Raw genomic sequence first — 17,971 nt, 5'->3', positions numbered from 1 at the left:
ATTCCGCTCAATTACTGGGTGGACCGGTCGCGGCACAAGTCGGGCACGCGAACGCCTCTCGTGCGATTTCCCAACCGACTCCGCCGGGGTCGTTGGATTTGTGCTCCTTGATCTTACCGCTAAGTTCCGGCCGATAGAACACATTCGCGTTCGGTCGGAACGGGTACTGTTTGGGCCGCCGGGTGACGATCACGCGGGCGGCAGGTGTGCGCGGCGGAACGGTCGCGCCGCAGAGCTGACAAACGAACATCACAAGAGCCGATTCGCCGCGCGAACACGCGACGCGACCGCCGAACTTGGCTCACGGCCCGGCGGGTCTGATGATACCCGAACCGCTCATAGACGGACGGGGCACGTAACCCGCACACAAAGTGTGCGCGGGGTGATTGCTAGGGGTTGTTGTGTAGAAGTTGCTACACGTCGATCAGCCGAAGCATCGATCACCGGGAGGGCTGATGTCCCGGTGGGGTAGAAGTTGGATTGAAAGAAGATCGTAGGTGCTGCAAACGAGCACGTCAACTGCGAACTCGGACATTTCGAGCCTTCGACCGCGGCACCGGAACCGGCTACATGCTGCGAACCAGCCCGCCGTCAACGAGCAGGCTCTGTCCCGTGACGTAACTCGATTCGTTCGAGGCCAGGAACCCGACGACCCGCGCGACCTCTTCGGCCGTCCCCTGTCGCCCGGTCGGGATCGCCGCCCGCGTCGCGTCGTCAGCCGGGTACGTGTCGATGAACCCCGGGAGCACGTTGTTCATCCGCAAACCGGCCCCGGCGAACTGCTCGCTGTACAGTTTGGTGTACGCTCCCAACGCGGCACGCACGGAAGACGACACCGGGAACTTGAGCGAGGGTTCCACCGCAGCGAACGACGACACGTTCACGATCGAACCTGTCTTTCGGGCCACAAGAGTTGGAGTCACCAGCCGAGCAACTCGCACGACGTTCATGAACAGCAGGTCGAACCCGGCGTGCCAATCGTCGTCGGTGAGCGCGAGGAGATCGCCCTTCGCGGCGTGCCCGGTGTTGTTTACGACCGCATCGATCCGGTCGTAGCGCCCGAGGGCCGCGTCGATAAGCCCGCGCAAGTCGCTCTCGCTGGTAACCGTGCCGGTCACAGCCACGGCGCCTAATTCACGGGCCAAAACGTGAATCTCATCTGTCCGGGCCATCAGCGCGAGATCGTATCCACGGCGGGACAACTCGCGAGCGCAGGCCGCTCCCATTCCGCGGCTCGCGGCGGTCACAATAGCAACGGGCCGATCCGCCATTTGTCCCTCTACGCGATCAAAACAGGGGCGTCGTAAACGTCTGGTCGCAATCTACAAACTCGTCGTCGTTCGAGCCAGGATGGAACAGCACCAGCACCCAATCACGCCAAAGGAATGGGAAGTAACTCGACCAAAGACAGTTGCGCCCGGAGATCCCAGATGTACGGCCCTTCGTACAGTCCGTACCCGTTCACGCGATACACTTCGCCCGGACGCTGTCCCGGGATACAGTCGCGTTCGAGTGTGTGGCCGCCCGTCAGGATTATGACATCGGCTCCTGTGGCATCAACTGACCGCGCCCACACAAGGCTCCCGTTCGTGGTGCGAAAGAGGCGGTTGAGTTCGGGCGCCTGTCGGAATTGTGGCGGCCGGTCGAGTTCCGGAGAGCGCTGGCGTTGCTCGGAGCGCAAGTCCGATCCCAAGCTCGCGAGAAACTCCGAGAGTGGCACCGGTCCACTGGCCGGCGCGTCGTACTCGTCATGGTCGAGGCGGTAGACCGGTGGATCGGTGGGGTCCGGGGCACTCGCGAAAGTCAAAAGGAAATAATTCCCCCCATCTGCGATCCCAAACACGACTGCGTCCGGATGCGCTCTATTGAACGGATACGAACTGCTCCCAAGGTCCATTACCGCCGGCTGATAGGACCAAACACGAAGGTAGCCATCACCTTCATACATACGCCCGCCGGTCCACTTCGTGTCGAATAGGAAGCGCCGAAGCGGTTCCGGCAGAGGGAAACCGTTCCAGTCCGTCGGAGCAGGTTGAGCAGGAGGTGGAGGGAGGGTTCCACCGAGGCGGTAGACGTGTTGGAGGATGACCGGGCTGAGCGTTTCCCCCGGGTACGCTGGGGGCGCGTTCGGTGGGGCAGACGCCGCGGGGGGAATTGCGAATTCGAGTTCTTCCTTCAAGCTCATTGCATTCGAGCAGAGGAAGTTCTCCTGTTCGGTCGGCAGCCCCAGGGATTGGAAAACCCCGACGGCGCCATCCGGGTCTAGCTCGTATACGGAGCTGACCGGTAGCCCGGATTGATTGGTCCCGCTGGGCACAGACAAAACCACGGCCCGGCACTCATCGTGGACCGCGATCGCGAACACCACGCTCCCGCTAAAGGTTCGGTAGAAGCGTTCCGCGTGCCAGGGAGCAGCCACGGAACTGGACGCGACGTCCAGTTCGAGTTTGGCGAGCAATTCGGCGGGCGCTTCTGCTGGTGTGGCCTTTTCCAGAAACGTGTTTAGTGCGATTGAGGAACCGTCCGGGAGGAGCAGTAGGAGTAGGTCGTCGTACTCATCTCGCCCGAAGCAAACGGCCCCGGGGTAGGGTTGAAGTGCTTCTTCGGCCGCGGGTCCGGGCGTCGCGCGCCCGAGTTTGAGCCGATCCGGACCGAATTCCGGTGCGAGCCGATAGCGCCACTCGTCCGGCCACACCGCGTCCAGTAAAGGGTGCCCCGTCGAAGCGGGCCGCCCGCCGAGGCGCTCGATCTGATCGACGAGGTCCGCAGTCGGTTGAGTCACGTTGCTCTCGATTTCCCGCTCTTCGCGATGTTCGATGTCCTGGCGCATTGAAGAAGGTGCCACAGACGCGCGCCACGAGAGAAAAAGCGAAACGGGCGGAAATGTGCTACCAAAAAATATCACGGACTGAGAGTCGCTGCTGCTTCTGCAGCTCTCTGTCTCGCAAGCCGACTATTCGTGAACAAGACACGTCAGCAGTTCACCCATTCGGGCGACCGCGAGTTGGGCGTTGGTCAATACCTCCGCGTGATCGAGAGCTGTGTCACTGAGGCCCGCGGCCTTGTTCGTAATGCACGAAATTGCGGCGACTTCCAGACCCAAGCGAGCCGCTTCTTCTGCCTCCAGCGCGGTGGACATGCCGACCGCGTCCGCACCGATCGCGGCCAGCGCGCGGATCTCCGCGGGCGTCTCGTAGCTCGGTCCGGTCAGCGTCGCGTACACCCCCGCGAGCAGCTCACGCTTCGCTGCTACTTCGTGTGCGTGTAGCATTTCGATCAGGTGCGAGGAGTAGGGTGACGGCGCGGTTGCGTGATTCGCGAGCGCACGCCACGAAGTCGGGCCGAGCCACTTGATGTGCCCGCGAATCGCCATCAACCCGCCGGGGTGGAGCGTCGGGTTGATTCCGCCCGCTGCGTTCGTCAGCACGACGCGCGTCGCCCCGAGTTGCGCGACGGTACGAACTGCACTTGTGATGGTGTCCCACGAGTGCCCCTCGTAGACGTGTAACCGGCCCGAGAAGAGGAGCGCGGGGGTACCCGCCCATTCACCGACAGCAAGGCTCCCACCGTGACCCTGAACCGACGGTGGAACCAGCCCGGGAATGTGACCGAAGCCGATCGAAGCGTGAGCGGTGAATGCGGTTGCGGCGGTCGCCAAACCGGAACCGAGAACAACGGCCGTTCTCGGGGACCGGGCGCGGACCGCGCGCGCGAATTCGGCAAACTCTGCGAGCACCGGCATTACGCCCCTGCCAGTTCATCAAGATCGGTGAACGGTGGGGGCGGTTCGTCGGCCAGTTCCGTGAACATCTGCTTGGTCCGAACCGCCCAGCCGATGAACTGCGCCGTCCCCTCGACCCCGAGGCGCTCGGAGTTCACCACCGCGTCGTAGGCGGTCAGGTCCGCCGGGTCGAGCGCGAGCGTGCGGTCGAGAAACAGTGCCCGGCGCTCGTCGCGCGCGCGAACCTCTTCGGCCGCTTCCGGCCGGGTCATGCGGAGTTCCTGTGCCACATACGCGATCCGCGCTTCGTCCGGCGCGATAATGCGGACGTGAATGGTCGTTTCCGGCGGGAGCATGAACCCCGCGGCCCGCCCCAAAATCACGACGTTCCCTCGCGCGGCCACCGTGAGCACGAGCCGCACGAGGCGGAGCGTGTCGGGGGAGCCGGAGAGGTTACGGGCGCGCTGGAGGTGCGCGAGTTGGGCATCGGCCCAGAGCATCGCGTCCGCTGGTACATCAGCAAGGAGTTGCGAGCGCGCGGTATCATTCTGCACGAGGTAATCGAGCGTGTCGTGGTCGAACACCTGCCACGAGAGAATGTCCGCAACTTTGTGCGCGATGGCGGTCCCGCGCGAGCCGGCTTGCCGACTGATGGCGACGGTCAGTCCGCGCGGGTGCGTGAGCGCTGTGCGGGTGTCGTCGCCGCGGTACCCGTGCATCGGCGCGTGAACAAATTCGGGAGGCGGGGGCATGGGAACCTTCGTTCGTAACTCACCCCGGCGGGCACCGGGTTCAAATATCGTCGCGGTATTCGGACCGGGAAAACAGCCACATACCGATGATCGTAATAACAACCGGCGCTGCGACCAGCACCGCCCACGCGGTTTCGGACGAGACGGCCTGACTGGTGATCGCGGGGAGCATGTCGCCGGGGTGCCCCGCGGCCACGGCTTCATTATACATCAACGAGCGCGTGTAGAAGGTCAGGCTCAGTAACTTCAAGCTGCCCGGCAGCGCCGCCACCACCGTCTCGAAGAAGAACACGTACACCAGCCCCACCACGACCGGTCGGCGGAAAACCGCACCGATCAGGTGAAACAGCGCCGAGAACGCGACCGTTCCCATCGCGACCGCGGGCCAGTACCGCATTAGCGCTTCGCGCCCGATATCGCCCGCGGCCAGACACACTGCCCCGAACCCGCCCGCGCCGAACAAAACGCACCACGGGAGCGTACCGAGGAACTTCGCTAAGTAGATACCGCTCCGCGGGATGGGCCGCGTCATGAGCCACACGAGCGAGCGGCTCTCGCGATCCGTCCCGAACGCCCCGCTCGCGTAGGAGAGCGTGAACAGTGGCAAAATGAACCCCATGAACACGAGCATGATGACCCACCGCGAGTAGGTCATGAAGGCCCAGCTCTGGAGGAACGCTTCGGACCGCATCGCGGCTTGCGGGATCGACAGCATCAGCGAGGTCAGTGCGTCTTCGGTCGGGTTCAGCGGGTTCGGAACCTCGTGCATTCGGAAGAACAACATCTCGTCCGCGTCGAGGGCGCGGTAACGATAACCGGGGGTGAGGCGCGCGGCCTCTTCTGCATTTGTGTTCGCACTCCGACGAGCACGCTGGTTCGCGAGATCCCATCCCCCGCGAACCGTGACGACCGAGACCCACAACACGACCAGCCCGAGCAGCGCCACCGACACCCAACCCATCTGCCGCACGCGCCAGTGCCGCTGAAAGCTCTGCACCACGAGCACGCCCCACGCACGGAGCACGCTCGGAAGCTGATCGGGGGGCGCCGTGCGCGGGCCGCTTTCAATTGCAGTCGGTGGTTCGTTACTCATTCGCGTGTCGATCTGCGTTGAAGCTCTTCCACCCGCCACCTCCGTCGACCGAGCTTCGGAAAGCCCTGCTAACAATTGCTAACGTTTTCGGGTCTGGGAGCCAGTGCGCCTGCCGAGAAACGCACTACCGACTGAGATTTCCTGCGAACCTGTGCCGATACGTGCCCAGTTCCCCGTTTCGGCTGTAACATCTGGTATCATTTTCTCCATTTTCCAGGGGATTATGCTACTCGGCAGACGTTCTCGGACCCGATTCTGCTAACATCCTCTGCCATCTCTTCCATTTCTTGACCGCTTCGTAACCACAAAGCGCCTCACGGCCACGCCATTTAGTTGAAGGGCCTAGCAGAATTTTAAACCTATGTTCAGTATTTGTAAAGATCCGAATATGGATTTCATTCGCGTCGCAAACAGGCATCTGCAATCGAAAACGGCGACGAACGGAGGTGCAAACCGGCAAAAAGCGTTTTTGACAGGATTAACAGGATCAACAAGATTCAGAACAGATTTTGGATCATCTTCATCCGGCCTCACGATTCACCGCAGAACCCAACTCCGTACCAACCACGATTCCAACACAGTGCGATTACACGAAACCTTTTTGTATCCTGTCGATCCTGTTAATCCTGTCAAAATGCTTCTTCCTCGGTATTTGATTAGCATCCGCAATCGCTACTCAGGTGGCACCCCTCGTTCGGCGGAGCTTATCGTGGCCAGTAATCCGGCCGGCTCGATCTGGAAGGTGACCGCGTCTCCGGTCTGGTGGACCGCGGCGGCTCCCAGCCGCCGGTAGAAGCTCATGGCGCCGGCGTTGCTCGCGCTGGCGACCCAGGCGATGTGTGTGCAATCGGCCGCAGTCGCCAGTCCCGCCAGCCGTCCCATCAGCACCCGCCCGGCCCCTTGTCGGCGAGCGAACGGGTGAACGTAAAGGTCGTCCAGCCAGACACTCGGGCGCCCCAGAAAGGACGAGTAACGGAAGTAGTAAAGAGCGAACCCAACAGCCGGGCTCGGTCCACCCGCCAGCAAAGCGAACGCGAACGGCCGCGGGCCGAAGAGGTGCAGACGGATGAGTTCCTCGCTCGTACCCAGTTCGCCGGCGAAGGCGCCCAACTCTCGGTCGAACTGGGCTTTCGCGCGCACGAACGCCAACACTTCGGCCGCGTCCGCGATGGTCGCCTCACGCACCTGCATTCGTCACCGTCCTTCGACGACTCTCGTCGAGTTGGTTGTTAGGGTGCCGAGTTCGGTAATTGGACGCGAAAAAAGTACCTTCCTTGCACGCTCCGGGCGCTCACTGCCGTGGATCAGATTCAATCACGTCTTACCCGAACCGCCGAGCAGGTAGCCCAGGATCGCGTGGGCGGATTCGTCGAGCGGTTCGAGGCGCTGAACTTCGAGCCGGTGCTCGACCGCGAGCCGGCCGAACAGCTCGAAGAAGCGCTTCGGGTTGCGGGCCTTCACCACCAGTGCCGCGACGCCGTCCGCGAGTTTCGGCTCCACGTCCACCGCGAGCACTTCCGGTGTCGCGAGCAGCAGGCGGGCGACCTCGCGCGGGCGGTCCACGTCGATGCGCACGGAAAGCGGGTGGTCGTCGAGCAGGTCGCGGATCTGTTGGAGCGTCCCGACCGCCGCGACCCGCCCCCGCGCCATGATGACGACGTGGTTCGTCAGCTTTTCCAGCGCTTCGAGTTCGTGGCTCGAAATGAGCAGGCACTTCCCCTGCGCCGCAAGCGCCTGGAAGAGTTCAAGCAACTCCTGGCGCCCGATAGGATCGATGCCCGAGAGCGGTTCATCAAGTATGAGCAATTCGGGGTCGTGTAAAAGCGCCTGTGCCAGTTTGATGCGCTGGCGCATGCCCTTCGAGTACCCGCGGAGCTTGCGGTCGGCGCGGTCGGTCATGCCAACGCGCTCGAGAACGGCTTCCGTGCGCCGGGTCGATTCGGAGCGCGTGTAACCGCACAACCGGGCCATCACCCACACGAACCGCCGACCGGACAGGTCTTCGTAAAACGCATCGATGTCCGGGCAGTACCCGACCAGGCGCCGCGCGCGCCAGTCCCACGAATCGATCCCGCGCACGCTGACGCGGCCGAGTGTCGGTTTCAGTTGCCCGTTCGCCATCCGGAGCAGCGTCGATTTACCCGCTCCGTTCGCGCCCACCAATCCCGTGATTCCGCCCGTGAGTTCGAGCGTCACCTGGTTCAGTGCGAGGACGGTCCCGTACCACTTGGAGACTTGCTCGAACAGCAGCAGAGGAGGTCGAGTTGCGGGCACGGGTGGAGTTGGGGTTACGTCCGCGCGCGGGCGTGGAGGGGCGACGAGTTCCGACTCGGTGCGCATCATGGCTGATTCTCGTGCCTCAACCCCTGAAAGCCAGTCGGATGTTTGTGTTTCTGCTCGTGGCACAGGCCTCTGGCCTGTGGGAGGCGTAACACAGGCCAGAGGCCTGTGCCACAGAACAAAAACAAGGACGATCGATTAAACTCAATGCCTCGACTCTGATCCATCGCTTACTGTACGATCTCCACCGCCTGAATCCGCCGACGCAGGTATAGCACGCACGCGACCACAACGGCGCCCGTTGCGATCCACGCCTGCCAGTATTCCGGCTGCGGCTGCGGGCGAATACTCGCGGGGTCCGCACTCAGGCACGACAAACCGCACAAATAGAGATCGTTCCACAAATCGATGAGCCGCCAGTGCTCGTCTTTCAGCGTCTCTACGAGCCACCCGGAGAGCATCGGGAGCAGCACGAACAGGCCCATCCAGATCATCGCCATCGGCACCGTGCGCCGGACGAGTACCGCCGTCGCCACGGTGAGCGGGCTCAGCGTGATCGTGAGCGCGAACCCGTACCCAATGATACCCAGGAGCAGCGTGAAATTTTCGAGGTAGTACGATTTCCAGTCGTAGAGCAGCCCGGCTTCGAGCCACAGGACGACCGCCGGGACCGTGGTCAACAGGTTGATGAGCGCGCCGATCGCGAGGCACTTCCCCAGAACGTAGTGCCAGCGCCCGATCGGTTTCGAGAGGTAAAACGGCAGGCTCCCGTGCGAGAAATCGTTGCCCACCAGCACCGATCCCGCGAGCGCGAGCACGATGACGAGTACGTACCCCTGATACCAGATGAAATTCCCGAACGTGTGATCGGTCCCGTTGAGCGCGAGCCGGTCGAGGAACCGCGTGATGTTGCGCGCGTTGACCGGAATCCCTGCAAACCGAACCGTCTCGGTGGCGAGCTGGTTCGCGATCCACACCACGAGGTACTGCGCGTAGAAGAAGAAAAAGAACACGAGCAGCGCGAGCGCGAACAGCCCCCACATGAGCCGCCGGCGCAGGAGCAGCTTCAGCGAAGCGCGGGCCAGCGCGGTCGAGGCGAACAGCGGACCGCGCGGGGTTCCGCGCCACGGCCGGTAACGGAGGAGCGTGTCAGTTTGCGCCATCTTTGGGTGTGTCTGTTGTGGTGAGTAGAGAGGAACCCGTGTCTCGCACACGCGGACGAAGCTGGTACCTTTTTACGTCGCAGATGCCACCGTTTTGCAGCACCCCCATGTGGCCGGTCTCTTCCCGTCGGAACGTTCCTTCGAGCATGACGTATTGGCAGTGCAACTGCTTCGCACGATCCAACGTGAGGTCACCGTGCCGAACACTCACCCAACAAGCGTTTTGGTACAGGCCGTATTCGCAGTCCTCGCGATGGAGGAAAAGACACGTTCCTTCAAATGCGAGGCTGAGGAACCCTTGCACAATCACCAACTTCCCGTCGTATTTTTCGGGGCTGGCGATCAGATTGATGAGAGATAAAAGGATCGGCGGCTCCATAGTTCAGTTGCTCACCGCGCGCAGGAACAACTCTTCCAGGGTCTCGTCGTCGCGAACAAGCGCGCGAATGACCACACCTCGCGCGTCCGCGTGCTCGAAGAACGTGAGATTCGACCACCCGGGCGGAACCGTCACGCGCCACTCGCCCTGACCGTTGTCGCCGACGAACTTGACACCGGCGCCCTCAATGTCCGCGCGAAAGGCGGAGAAATCGCCCTGCACGCGCACCCGGAACCGGTCCTGTCGGCGCGCACACAGTTCCGCGACCGTGCCCTGCCCGCGCACGCGGCCGCCGGCCACAATAACGACCCGCTCGCACACGGCCTCGACGTCCGCGAGAAGGTGCGTGGAGAGCAAAATTGACTTGCCGTGGTCGATGCCCAGCGCCTTGATGAGCCGGAGCATCGCGTCGCGCCCCGCGGGGTCGAGACCGGACGTCGGCTCATCAAGCAAAAGCACGGGCGGGTCGTGAACGAGCGCCTGGGCCAGTTTTGCCCGCTGCTTCATGCCGGCGGAATACTCCTCGACACACCGGTACCGCGCTTCTTCTAGCTCCAGGTACGAGAGCACCTCGTGTGCGCGCCGAGTGGCTTCGCGCCGCGGCATCCCGTACAGTTCCCCGGCGAGGCTGACGTACTCGACCCCAGTCAAACCGGGAACGAGCGAATCGGCTTCCGGCATGAACCCGATGAGCCGCCGCAAGCGCCAGTTCCCTTCCGCGTCACGGTCGCCGCCGAGCGTCTCGTCGAGCACGCGACCGGTCCCGCTCGACGGCGGAATGAGGCCCATCAGAATCTTCAGCAGCGTGGATTTCCCGGCCCCGTTCGGGCCGAGCAGCCCGATGCGCCCCTGCGGGAGCGACAGTGTGACGTCACTCAGCGCGGTGAACGCACCGAACCGGCGTGTCACGGCGTTGAGTTCGATGAGGGGCATGGATGTTTTGGTGAACCCCGACCGCAAGGCCGGGGGTAGGTTGATTGTGCGGCCCTCGCCCTACCGGACTCCAGACAAGCACCCCAGACCTTGCGGCCGGGGTTCACCATCAGGTGGTGTAGTCCGCGTTCAGCCGCACGTACTCGGTGGTGAGGTCGCTGGTGTAGAACGTGCTGCGACCGGAACCGAGCGTGAACTTCAGTTTGAAGTGGACCTCGCGGTTGTGCTTCAGGTACGCGGACGCGGCGGCGGCATCGAACGGCAACGGCGCCCCGGACCGGTAGAGCAGCATATCGCCCATCCACAGCGACAGGTCTTTTTCCTCGAACGCCACGCCGGAGTACCCGGCCGCGGAGACGACTCGCCCCCAATTCGGGTCGGCGCCGAACACCGCGGTCTTCACCAGCGCGCTCTCGGCGATCGTTTTCGCGATCTGCTTCGCCTCGGCGTCGGTCCGGCACCCCTCGACGTCGATCGTGACGAGGTGCTCCGCCCCCTCCGCGTCGATGATGATCTTGCGCGCGAGTTCGATGCAGACGTGGCGCACTTCGTGGGCGAAGGCGTCCAGTTCCGCGCCCGCGAGCGGCGGACCGTTCCCGTTGGCGAGCAGGAACACCGTGTCGTTCGTGCTGGTGTGCCCTTCGACGGAGATGCTGTTGAAGCTCTGTTCGGCGGCGATCTTGAGAATGCGGTGCAGGTCCGCGGGGGCGACCGCGGCGTCCGTGAGCACGAACCCGAGCATGGTCGCCATGTTCGGGCCGATCATCGCGGCGCCCTTGGCGAACCCGGTGACCGTGAACCCGGCGTGCCGGCGCGTCGCGATCTTGATGCCGGTGTCGGTGGTGAGGATCGCGTGGGCCGCGTTCGAGAAGGCGTCGCGCCCGGGCGCGACCTCGCGGGTCGCCTTGGGCACGCCGGCTTCGAGCACGGGCATTGGTAGCGGGCGCCCGATCACGCCCGTCGACGCGACCAGCACTTGTTCCGGCGGGCACCCGAGTTCAGCTGCAACCAGTTCGGTCATGCGCCGGGCGTCGGCGAGCCCCTGTTCTCCGGTGCAAGCGTTCGCGTTGCCTGAACAGATCACGATTGCACGTGCGTCCGGGCGTGGGAGTCGATCGCGGCTCACCTGCACCGGGGCCGCGCACACCCGGTTTTGAGTGAAGACGCCCGCGGCCGCGGCCGGGGAGTCGCTCACAATGACGGCCAGGTCGCGCCGGTCCGGTTCCGTGCGCAGTCCGCTCACAATCCCCGCGAACCGGTAGCCGCGGGCCAGGTGCCATTCGCTCATGTCCCAATCCTATCAGCGGGGGCAAGTCGGAGAAGGGCCGTACCAAAAGCCGAACGGGAGGCGCGGCCCCCCGTTCGTGCGATCGTCCAGTAGCAAGTGATTAGTTCTTCGGCTTCTCGACGAAGTCCTTGCGGACCGCGCCCCACGCCTTACCGAGGGCCGCGAGGTCCACTTCGGTCAGCTTGGTTTTCTTCAACTGCTCGACCATCTTGTCGCTGAGCGTGTCGAAGTCCGCGTCGGTGAAGGCCACGCCGCCGAGCGCCGACTTCAGGTCCGCGCCGCTGTACTTGAGCGCCCCGCCCGAGTTCGCGCTCACGAACGCCACCAGCGCCTGTTCGACCTTGGCGGCGTCGATCTTCTTGTCGCGGAACGGGGCCGCGCTCTCGGCGGCGTTGAGCCACGCGGCGCGGACCAGCGTCCGCACGTCCTTCTCGCCGCCGAGCCGCTCCCACAAACTCGTCTTGGTGGTCGGATCCTTCTTCGGCGGGGCGATGTCGTTCTGGATCTCGTCCAGCGCGGTTCGCAGTTCGATCGCCGCTTCAGCCGGCTTCATTCCGCGTGCGCGTTCCAGCCGGGCCTTCGCCGCGGTCTGCAACTTGGGCCGGTGGTCGAGCAGCGGGATCACGGCGAGCAGCGTGCCCTGGTACAGGCGCGCGCACCCGTCGTGGTTGCTCCGAGGGGGGTTGAACAGGTCCGTACCGAGCACCGCCGCTTCGTACACGACCGCGACAATGCGCTTGTCCAGTTCGCCTCGTTCGAGCGCCGCGGGCGCCTTTTCGTCCGCCCGCGACAGACCGGCGGTCCCCGCCAGCACAAGCACCGCCATCAGAATACGCGCCCGCATGGCTAACCCCTTAGAAACAAAGGACGTGAAGCGGAACCCCGGTCGCGAGGTTACCCGCACAGTGTAACCGACGGATCAGGAGCCGTGAACGAGTGACTGATTTTTATTCGCCCGGCCGTTTTAATCCGTTTCGGGCCGTTACGACCCGGAGCGCCCAACGTGTCCGATCGGTCCGAGCCGCATTTTCGCCCGTATTTTGTGGGCGGATTCAATTCCCTCGAATCCCGGCCCGGGTTCGCGATATCGTATAAGTAACGGACCCGAGACGAGGGGCGCGAACCATGCGAGACTACGAACTCGACGACCGCTACGACGGTGACCGCGACGACCGGCGCCCCCGGCCCGGTCCCCGCAACAGGTACGAACGGCCCGAACCCGCACGCGGCCCCGCATGGTACGGCATGTTCCTCCTCATCGGGCTCGCGCTCGGCGCGGTCGGCTTGTGGGGCGGGTCGCACCTTGTGAACAAGTTCCGCGGCGAGCGCCCGGGACTCGATCCGAACGCGCAACTCCGCGCCGCGGTGCCGGCCGGCCCGCTCGACCTCGAAGAAAGCGAGGCCGTCACACTGTTCGAGAACGTCAAGGACTCCGTTGTAAACGTCGACGTGGTGATGGTGAAGAGGGGCCGGTGGGACGAACAATCCACCGAGCTTCAGACCAGCGGCGGTTCGGGCTTCATCTGGGACACGTCCGGGCGCATCGTGACGAACTACCACGTGGTCGCGGAGGTGCGAAGAAAGCCCAACACGGAGCTGCGCGTGGTCCTCGCGGACCGCACCGCGTACAGCGCGGTACTGCTCGGAACGGCCGAGGACAGCGATCTCGCGGTCATTCAGATCTCGGCCCCGAAGGACAAACTGAAGCCCATCACAGTCGGGACGTCGAACGACCTGAAAGTGGGCCAAAAGGCCTACGCGATCGGTAACCCGTTCGGACTGAGCCTGACCATGACGAGGGGGCTGATTAGCTCACTGAACCGCATCATCGAATCGCCGAGCGGAATCAAGATCCCGAAAGTGATTCAAACGGACGCGGCGATCAACCCCGGGAACAGCGGCGGCCCGCTCCTCGACAAAACAGGCCGGTTGATTGGTGTGAACACCTCGATCGCGACCCCCAACGGCGGGAACGTGGGCATCGGGTTCTCGATCCCGGTCGACACCGTGAACCGCGTGGTGACCGAACTGATCCAGTCGGGGCGCTCGCTCCGGCCGGACCTGGGCGTGAAGTTGTTCGACGAGCGCCGGCTGCGCCAGGCCCGTTACGACCGCGGCGTCATGATCGAGCGACTCGTCCCGAAAGGGGCGGCCGAGAGCGCGGGGCTGCGCGGGTGCAGCTTCAACCCGCGCGGGGTCGTCACTCAACCCGGCGACCTCATCACCGCCATCAACGGGCAGACCATCGACAACGTCGAGGACTACGAGCGCGTCGTGCGCGACCTGCAACCGGGCACCACGGCCACTGTAAAGATTCAGCGCTACCCGAACGAACTCGAAATCCCCGTCACCGTCGGCGGGGTATGACGGCAGCCGAACGGTACTCGACCGGCCCGTGTGCCACCGAGTGAGCGGTTCCGCACACGCGATGTGCGGCTCCTCGCCAGTGAGTCACGCGGGTCTATCGCCCGGTCCCGCGAATAACTCGCGCGTTTCTTGAGACGGACAGACCGGGACCACTTCAAACTCGACCAGATCCCGCCACTGCAAAATCCACTGCATTAGCAGTCGGGCGTCGGCACACTCCATCAACTGGAAACAGCGGTCGAAGTTGACTTCGATCCAACTGTTCACGAACCGCAGCCCGTCGGGGAGCGAGCGCCCCGATTCGCGCACTCGCTGGTAAATGGGTACGGGATCGCGATTCTTGAAACGTTCGACGATCATGAACAACATCGGGCGCCCTCTCGAAACCAAGCCCAGCGGCACGATTCCTGCTTTCACTCAGCGGTCTAACCCGTAAGCCTCGCGCTCGAACCGGTTGTCGAAGTAGAAGTGCCCCCCGCGCCGCCACGCCAAGAAGCTGGACAGCAGGTAGGCCGGGACGATGAACGCCCCCCAGCGCTCGCACTGGCGCACGTGAACGTGCTCGTGGTCGCGCGAGTGGTCGAGGCACTCGCGGTCCTGGCCCAAGATGATGTGCCCCAGACACATGGCCGAAGCCTTGATCGCCAGACACCGGAGCAGGAAGAACCGGGCGAACCCGCCGTAAACTTCCAGCGCGCCGCGCTCCACGCGCACGCGGCCACCCGTCACGAGCGTGAGCGGAACGACCGGCACCCCCAACAGGGTTACAGGAAGCGCCCACAAGTAGCGAAACGGGAGCATTAAAAGCCGCATCACGGGCGCCTCGCGTTCGCGAATTCGTTGTCGGTAGCCGCGACCGCGATTACGGAGCGGCCACTTATGAGAGATTCGACACCCGCTCGGGGGAATATCGTCGATTCACTGACGATGACGATGAGATTATTATGAGCTACACCTGGGCTATTCTCATGCCTCGGCACGAGAACTCGTTGCGGGCGCGATTTCGGGCGTCAGTACCGACATCAAATTACCAAAACAATTGTTGCTCGGTCGCAATTCCCGCCCCACACGAGAACGCGGGAATACCCTAGGAAATCCGTGAGAATCCGTCCTACAGTTCCCAGCGAACCGTTTAACGGTCCCTCCTGCTCCGCTGCCGAGCTATTGCCCAATGGCCGCGCCCATGACCACTCCCGATTTCCTCGATCTGGTTCGCGCGAGTGGCCTCCTCGACGAAGGCACCCTCGACCGCGTCGCCGGTGAGTTCCCGGCGGAACCGGTTGCGTGCGCGGAGAAACTCGTCAGCGCCGCGGTCCTCACCCCGTTCCAGGCGAAGCAGCTCCTCGCGGGGCGCGTGCGCGGGCTCGCACTGGGCCAGTACCGGGTGCTCGGCCCGCTCGGGAAGGGCGGGATGGGGATCGTGTACCTCGCGGAACACGTCGACCTCGGGCGCAAGGTCGCGATCAAGGTGCTGAACGAGGAGCAGGCCCGCGAGAAGTTGGGGCTGGAGCGCTTCTTCCGCGAGGCCCGCGCGGTCGCGGCCCTCGATCACCCGAACATCGTCCGACTACACGACATCACCCAGGCGGGCGGGACGTACTTTTTGGTCATGGAGTTCGTGGACGGGGTCGACCTCCAGGCGCTCCTCGACCAGTCCGGTCCTCTGCTCCCCGAGCGGGCCGCGAACTACATCGCTCAGGCCGCGGCCGGGCTGCGGCACGCCCATAGCAAGGGGTTCGTCCACCGCGACATCAAACCCGCGAACCTGATCCTGGCCGGCGACGGCACCGTGAAGGTGCTCGACATGGGACTCGCCCGGTCCCTCAGTACCCCCGGGGACGCGCTCACCGCCACCCTGGACGAAGACGTCATCGTCGGGACCGCGGACTACCTCTCCCCGGAACAGGCCCTCAACGCGCACCTCGACGCCCGGAGCGACATTTACAGCCTGGGGGCGACGCTCTTCGCGCTGCTCACCGGGCGCGCGCCGTTCCAGGGCTCGACCGCACAAAAAGTGGCCCAGCACCAACTGGCCGCGACCCCGGACGTGCGGAAGGCCCGCCCCGACGTCGCGCCCGGGCTGGCGGCCGTCGTCGCGCGCATGATGGCGAAGCTCCCGCGCGACCGGTACCAGTCGGCACACGAGGTGATTCTCGCCCTCATGCCGTGGCTCCCGTCCGATGTGTCGAGCGGGATCATGCTCGCGCTCCGGTCCAACAACACGACGTCCGTGAGCCTCGCCGCCCTTCAACCGCGGCGCACGAAGTTCCAGCGCCTCCTGCGCTCGCGCGGGCTCCGGCGCGCCGCCTGGTGCGCCCCGGTCCTCGTCGCCGGGCTGCTGTACGCGGTCCTGGGCGGGGCGAAATCGGCCCACCCACAAACCGGCGACGAACCCCGGCTCCCGCTCGCGCCCGAGTCCCTGGTGCTGTCCGGGCACAGTTCACCGGTAAACGACATCGTCCTCTCGCCGGACGGCACCCGGTGCGCGTCCATCGATTGGGACGGGAAACTGTTCATCTGGGACGCGAAGACGGGCGCGCGGCTCCACGCACCCGCGACGCGCCCCGGCGCCCGCGGCCTGGTGTGCGCGACCACCCCAAACGGGCGCCACCTCCTGGTGGGCGGGGAGCGCATGCCGATCATGGCCTTCGACTGGGAAACCGGGCGCGAGGCCCGCGTGTACCAGTCCCACGAGAAAGCAACGTGGGGGCTCGCGGTGTCGCCCGACAGCGAGTACCTGCTGACCTGCGGGGGCGACGGAGCGGTGGTTCTGCGGAACCTGATTACCGGCGACGAGGTCCGGCGCTTCGAGCACGCGGCCAAACAGGTGTGGGCCGTCGCGTTCTCACCGGACGGGACGAAGTTCGCCGCCGGATTCGGTGAGAATATACGACCCGAAGAATCGAACATTATCAAAGTGTGGGCAACGGCCGACGGGAGCGAACTGAACCGGTTGACGGGCCACACGAGCGAGGTCCGGGCGGTCGAGTTCCGCCCGGACGGTCAGGTGCTCGCCTCGGGCGGGTTCGACGGCACCATTCGCCTGTGGAACCTGAAGGCCGGTACCGAGATCCGCACGATCGACGCGCACGAGGGCATCGTCGAGCGCGTCCGCTTCCTGCCCGACGGCCGGCGCATGTTGACGTGCGGCGGCCCGATGCAGGACGTCAAACCGAACAACGAGGGCGGGACCGTCAAAATCTGGGACACCCTGACCGGCCGGGAACTCACGTGCTGGCGCGGGGAGGGGTGGACCGATCTGATCAGCATCGTGGCCGCCCGGGACGGCCGGTCCGCGGCGGCCGGCGGGCGCGACCGCAACGTGCGCGTTTGGTCCCTCCCCCCGGCCCCAACGGACCCGCTGATTTACAGCTTCCAGTTGCCCACCAGCGCCCTGCTCCGGTCCACGTTCCGCGACGGTGAGCACAGTGACCCGCGCGTGCGGGAACAGATCGGGCGGGGCATTTACCTGCACTGCTGGAAGCGCGAGTCGGTGGCCGAGTTCCAGGGCGACGTGACCGAGGCGCGCCCGTGGATCGGCGTCACGAACCTCAACGACGAAGTGTCCAGCCAGGTACTGTTCCAGTTCGACGAGGGGTTGAACCTGCCCGTCCTGCCCGGGAAGCGGTACCGGGTGTACGTCGAGTACCGGACGATGAACGACGCCCAGGGTGTCGTGCAGATCCGGAACCCGCGCGGCGACGAATACACCTCCCTTGCGGAAGCCCGACTGGAGGGGACCGACGGCAAGTGGAAGACGATCTGTATGACCTTCCAGCGACCGAACGGCGGGAAGATCGACGTGTGCGTCGTCAACAACGCGGTGGGCGAGGGGAACCAGCTCGCGGTCCGAACGGTCGAGGTGCTCGAAGCCGAACCGGTGAAGTGAAACCGGGCGGTCGGCTCCAGCAGATCGGCGAACGGCCGGTGTGAGCCGGCCGGTGAAACCGACAGCGGGTAGTCCTTCAAGTCTCCACCGGCTCACACCGGCCGTT

General features: G+C 64.5%; 17 protein-coding genes. 2 read left to right on the top strand and 15 right to left on the bottom strand.

Translation table 11 applies throughout. The features are described 5' to 3' along the window. Positions 1-7 precede the first annotated feature (7 nt). The 13 genes from VT84_RS14695 to VT84_RS14635 form a co-directional block, all read right to left on the bottom strand. Positions 8-253: a hypothetical protein gene (locus VT84_RS14695; RefSeq protein ID WP_157469507.1), complete on the bottom strand. Its 246-nt coding sequence runs from the start codon at positions 251-253 to the stop codon at positions 8-10. Positions 254-566: 313 nt separating this feature from the next. Further along, positions 567-1,271, bottom strand: a complete 705-nt coding sequence (locus VT84_RS14690; RefSeq protein WP_052557791.1) for an SDR family oxidoreductase — start codon at positions 1,269-1,271, stop codon at positions 567-569. A 101-nt stretch (positions 1,272-1,372) separates the two neighbouring features. Continuing rightward, complete coding sequence (locus VT84_RS14685; protein WP_157469506.1) at positions 1,373-2,782, bottom strand: SMI1/KNR4 family protein; 1,410 nt, start codon at positions 2,780-2,782, stop codon at positions 1,373-1,375. A gap of 171 nt (positions 2,783-2,953) precedes the next feature. Then, a complete protein-coding gene (locus VT84_RS14680; RefSeq protein ID WP_082840074.1) occupies positions 2,954-3,742 on the bottom strand; it encodes a purine-nucleoside phosphorylase in 789 nt (262 codons plus the stop codon). Further along, positions 3,742-4,473, bottom strand: a complete 732-nt coding sequence (locus tag VT84_RS14675; protein WP_082840073.1) for an AAA family ATPase — start codon at positions 4,471-4,473, stop codon at positions 3,742-3,744. Before VT84_RS14675 ends, VT84_RS14680 begins: the two co-directional genes overlap by 1 nt. 40 nt (positions 4,474-4,513) lie before the next feature. Next, the gene (locus VT84_RS14670) at positions 4,514-5,566 is read right to left on the bottom strand and encodes an ABC transporter permease (RefSeq protein WP_082840072.1); all 1,053 of its coding nucleotides are present in this window, start codon (positions 5,564-5,566) and stop codon (positions 4,514-4,516) included. A 672-nt stretch (positions 5,567-6,238) separates the two neighbouring features. Next, positions 6,239-6,757 (bottom strand): GNAT family N-acetyltransferase, encoded by a 519-nt coding sequence (locus VT84_RS14665; protein ID WP_082840071.1) that lies wholly within the window; start codon positions 6,755-6,757, stop codon positions 6,239-6,241. A 123-nt stretch (positions 6,758-6,880) separates the two neighbouring features. After that, positions 6,881-7,909 carry an ABC transporter ATP-binding protein gene (locus VT84_RS14660; RefSeq protein ID WP_082840070.1) on the bottom strand — a complete coding sequence of 343 codons (1,029 nt, stop codon included), beginning with the start codon at positions 7,907-7,909 and terminating at the stop codon, positions 6,881-6,883. Positions 7,910-8,076: 167 nt separating this feature from the next. Next, the gene (locus VT84_RS14655) at positions 8,077-9,009 is read right to left on the bottom strand and encodes an ABC transporter permease (protein WP_082840069.1); all 933 of its coding nucleotides are present in this window, start codon (positions 9,007-9,009) and stop codon (positions 8,077-8,079) included. After that, the gene (locus VT84_RS14650) at positions 8,996-9,388 is read right to left on the bottom strand and encodes a hypothetical protein (protein ID WP_082840068.1); all 393 of its coding nucleotides are present in this window, start codon (positions 9,386-9,388) and stop codon (positions 8,996-8,998) included. The genes VT84_RS14655 and VT84_RS14650 overlap by 14 nt, the downstream gene beginning before the upstream one ends. A 3-nt stretch (positions 9,389-9,391) precedes the next feature. Further along, positions 9,392-10,321 (bottom strand): ABC transporter ATP-binding protein, encoded by a 930-nt coding sequence (locus VT84_RS14645; RefSeq protein WP_082840067.1) that lies wholly within the window; start codon positions 10,319-10,321, stop codon positions 9,392-9,394. 109 nt (positions 10,322-10,430) lie between these two features. Further along, positions 10,431-11,609: a bifunctional glutamate N-acetyltransferase/amino-acid acetyltransferase ArgJ gene (gene argJ / locus VT84_RS14640; RefSeq protein ID WP_082840066.1), complete on the bottom strand. Its 1,179-nt coding sequence runs from the start codon at positions 11,607-11,609 to the stop codon at positions 10,431-10,433. Positions 11,610-11,709: 100 nt separating this feature from the next. After that, positions 11,710-12,453 (bottom strand): hypothetical protein, encoded by a 744-nt coding sequence (locus VT84_RS14635; protein WP_052557811.1) that lies wholly within the window; start codon positions 12,451-12,453, stop codon positions 11,710-11,712. A gap of 281 nt (positions 12,454-12,734) precedes the next feature. Between VT84_RS14635 and VT84_RS14630 the strand changes: the two genes are divergently transcribed. Next, positions 12,735-13,976 (top strand): S1C family serine protease, encoded by a 1,242-nt coding sequence (locus VT84_RS14630; protein ID WP_082840065.1) that lies wholly within the window; start codon positions 12,735-12,737, stop codon positions 13,974-13,976. Positions 13,977-14,060: 84 nt separating this feature from the next. On the opposite strand, the gene VT84_RS14625 is transcribed toward VT84_RS14630, so the two are convergent. After that, complete coding sequence (locus VT84_RS14625; protein ID WP_082840064.1) at positions 14,061-14,345, bottom strand: DUF3303 domain-containing protein; 285 nt, start codon at positions 14,343-14,345, stop codon at positions 14,061-14,063. A gap of 48 nt (positions 14,346-14,393) precedes the next feature. After that, the gene (locus VT84_RS14620) at positions 14,394-14,789 is read right to left on the bottom strand and encodes a hypothetical protein (protein ID WP_052557817.1); all 396 of its coding nucleotides are present in this window, start codon (positions 14,787-14,789) and stop codon (positions 14,394-14,396) included. A gap of 358 nt (positions 14,790-15,147) precedes the next feature. On the opposite strand from VT84_RS14620, the gene VT84_RS14615 reads away from it, so the two are divergent. Then, positions 15,148-17,865: a WD40 repeat domain-containing serine/threonine protein kinase gene (locus VT84_RS14615; RefSeq protein WP_082840063.1), complete on the top strand. Its 2,718-nt coding sequence runs from the start codon at positions 15,148-15,150 to the stop codon at positions 17,863-17,865. Positions 17,866-17,971 lie beyond the last annotated feature (106 nt).

Source organism: Gemmata sp. SH-PL17 (genome assembly GCF_001610855.1).
GTDB classification, from domain to species: Bacteria; Planctomycetota; Planctomycetia; order Gemmatales; family Gemmataceae; genus Gemmata; species Gemmata massiliana.
This window is presented reverse-complemented; position numbering and strand designations above follow the sequence as displayed.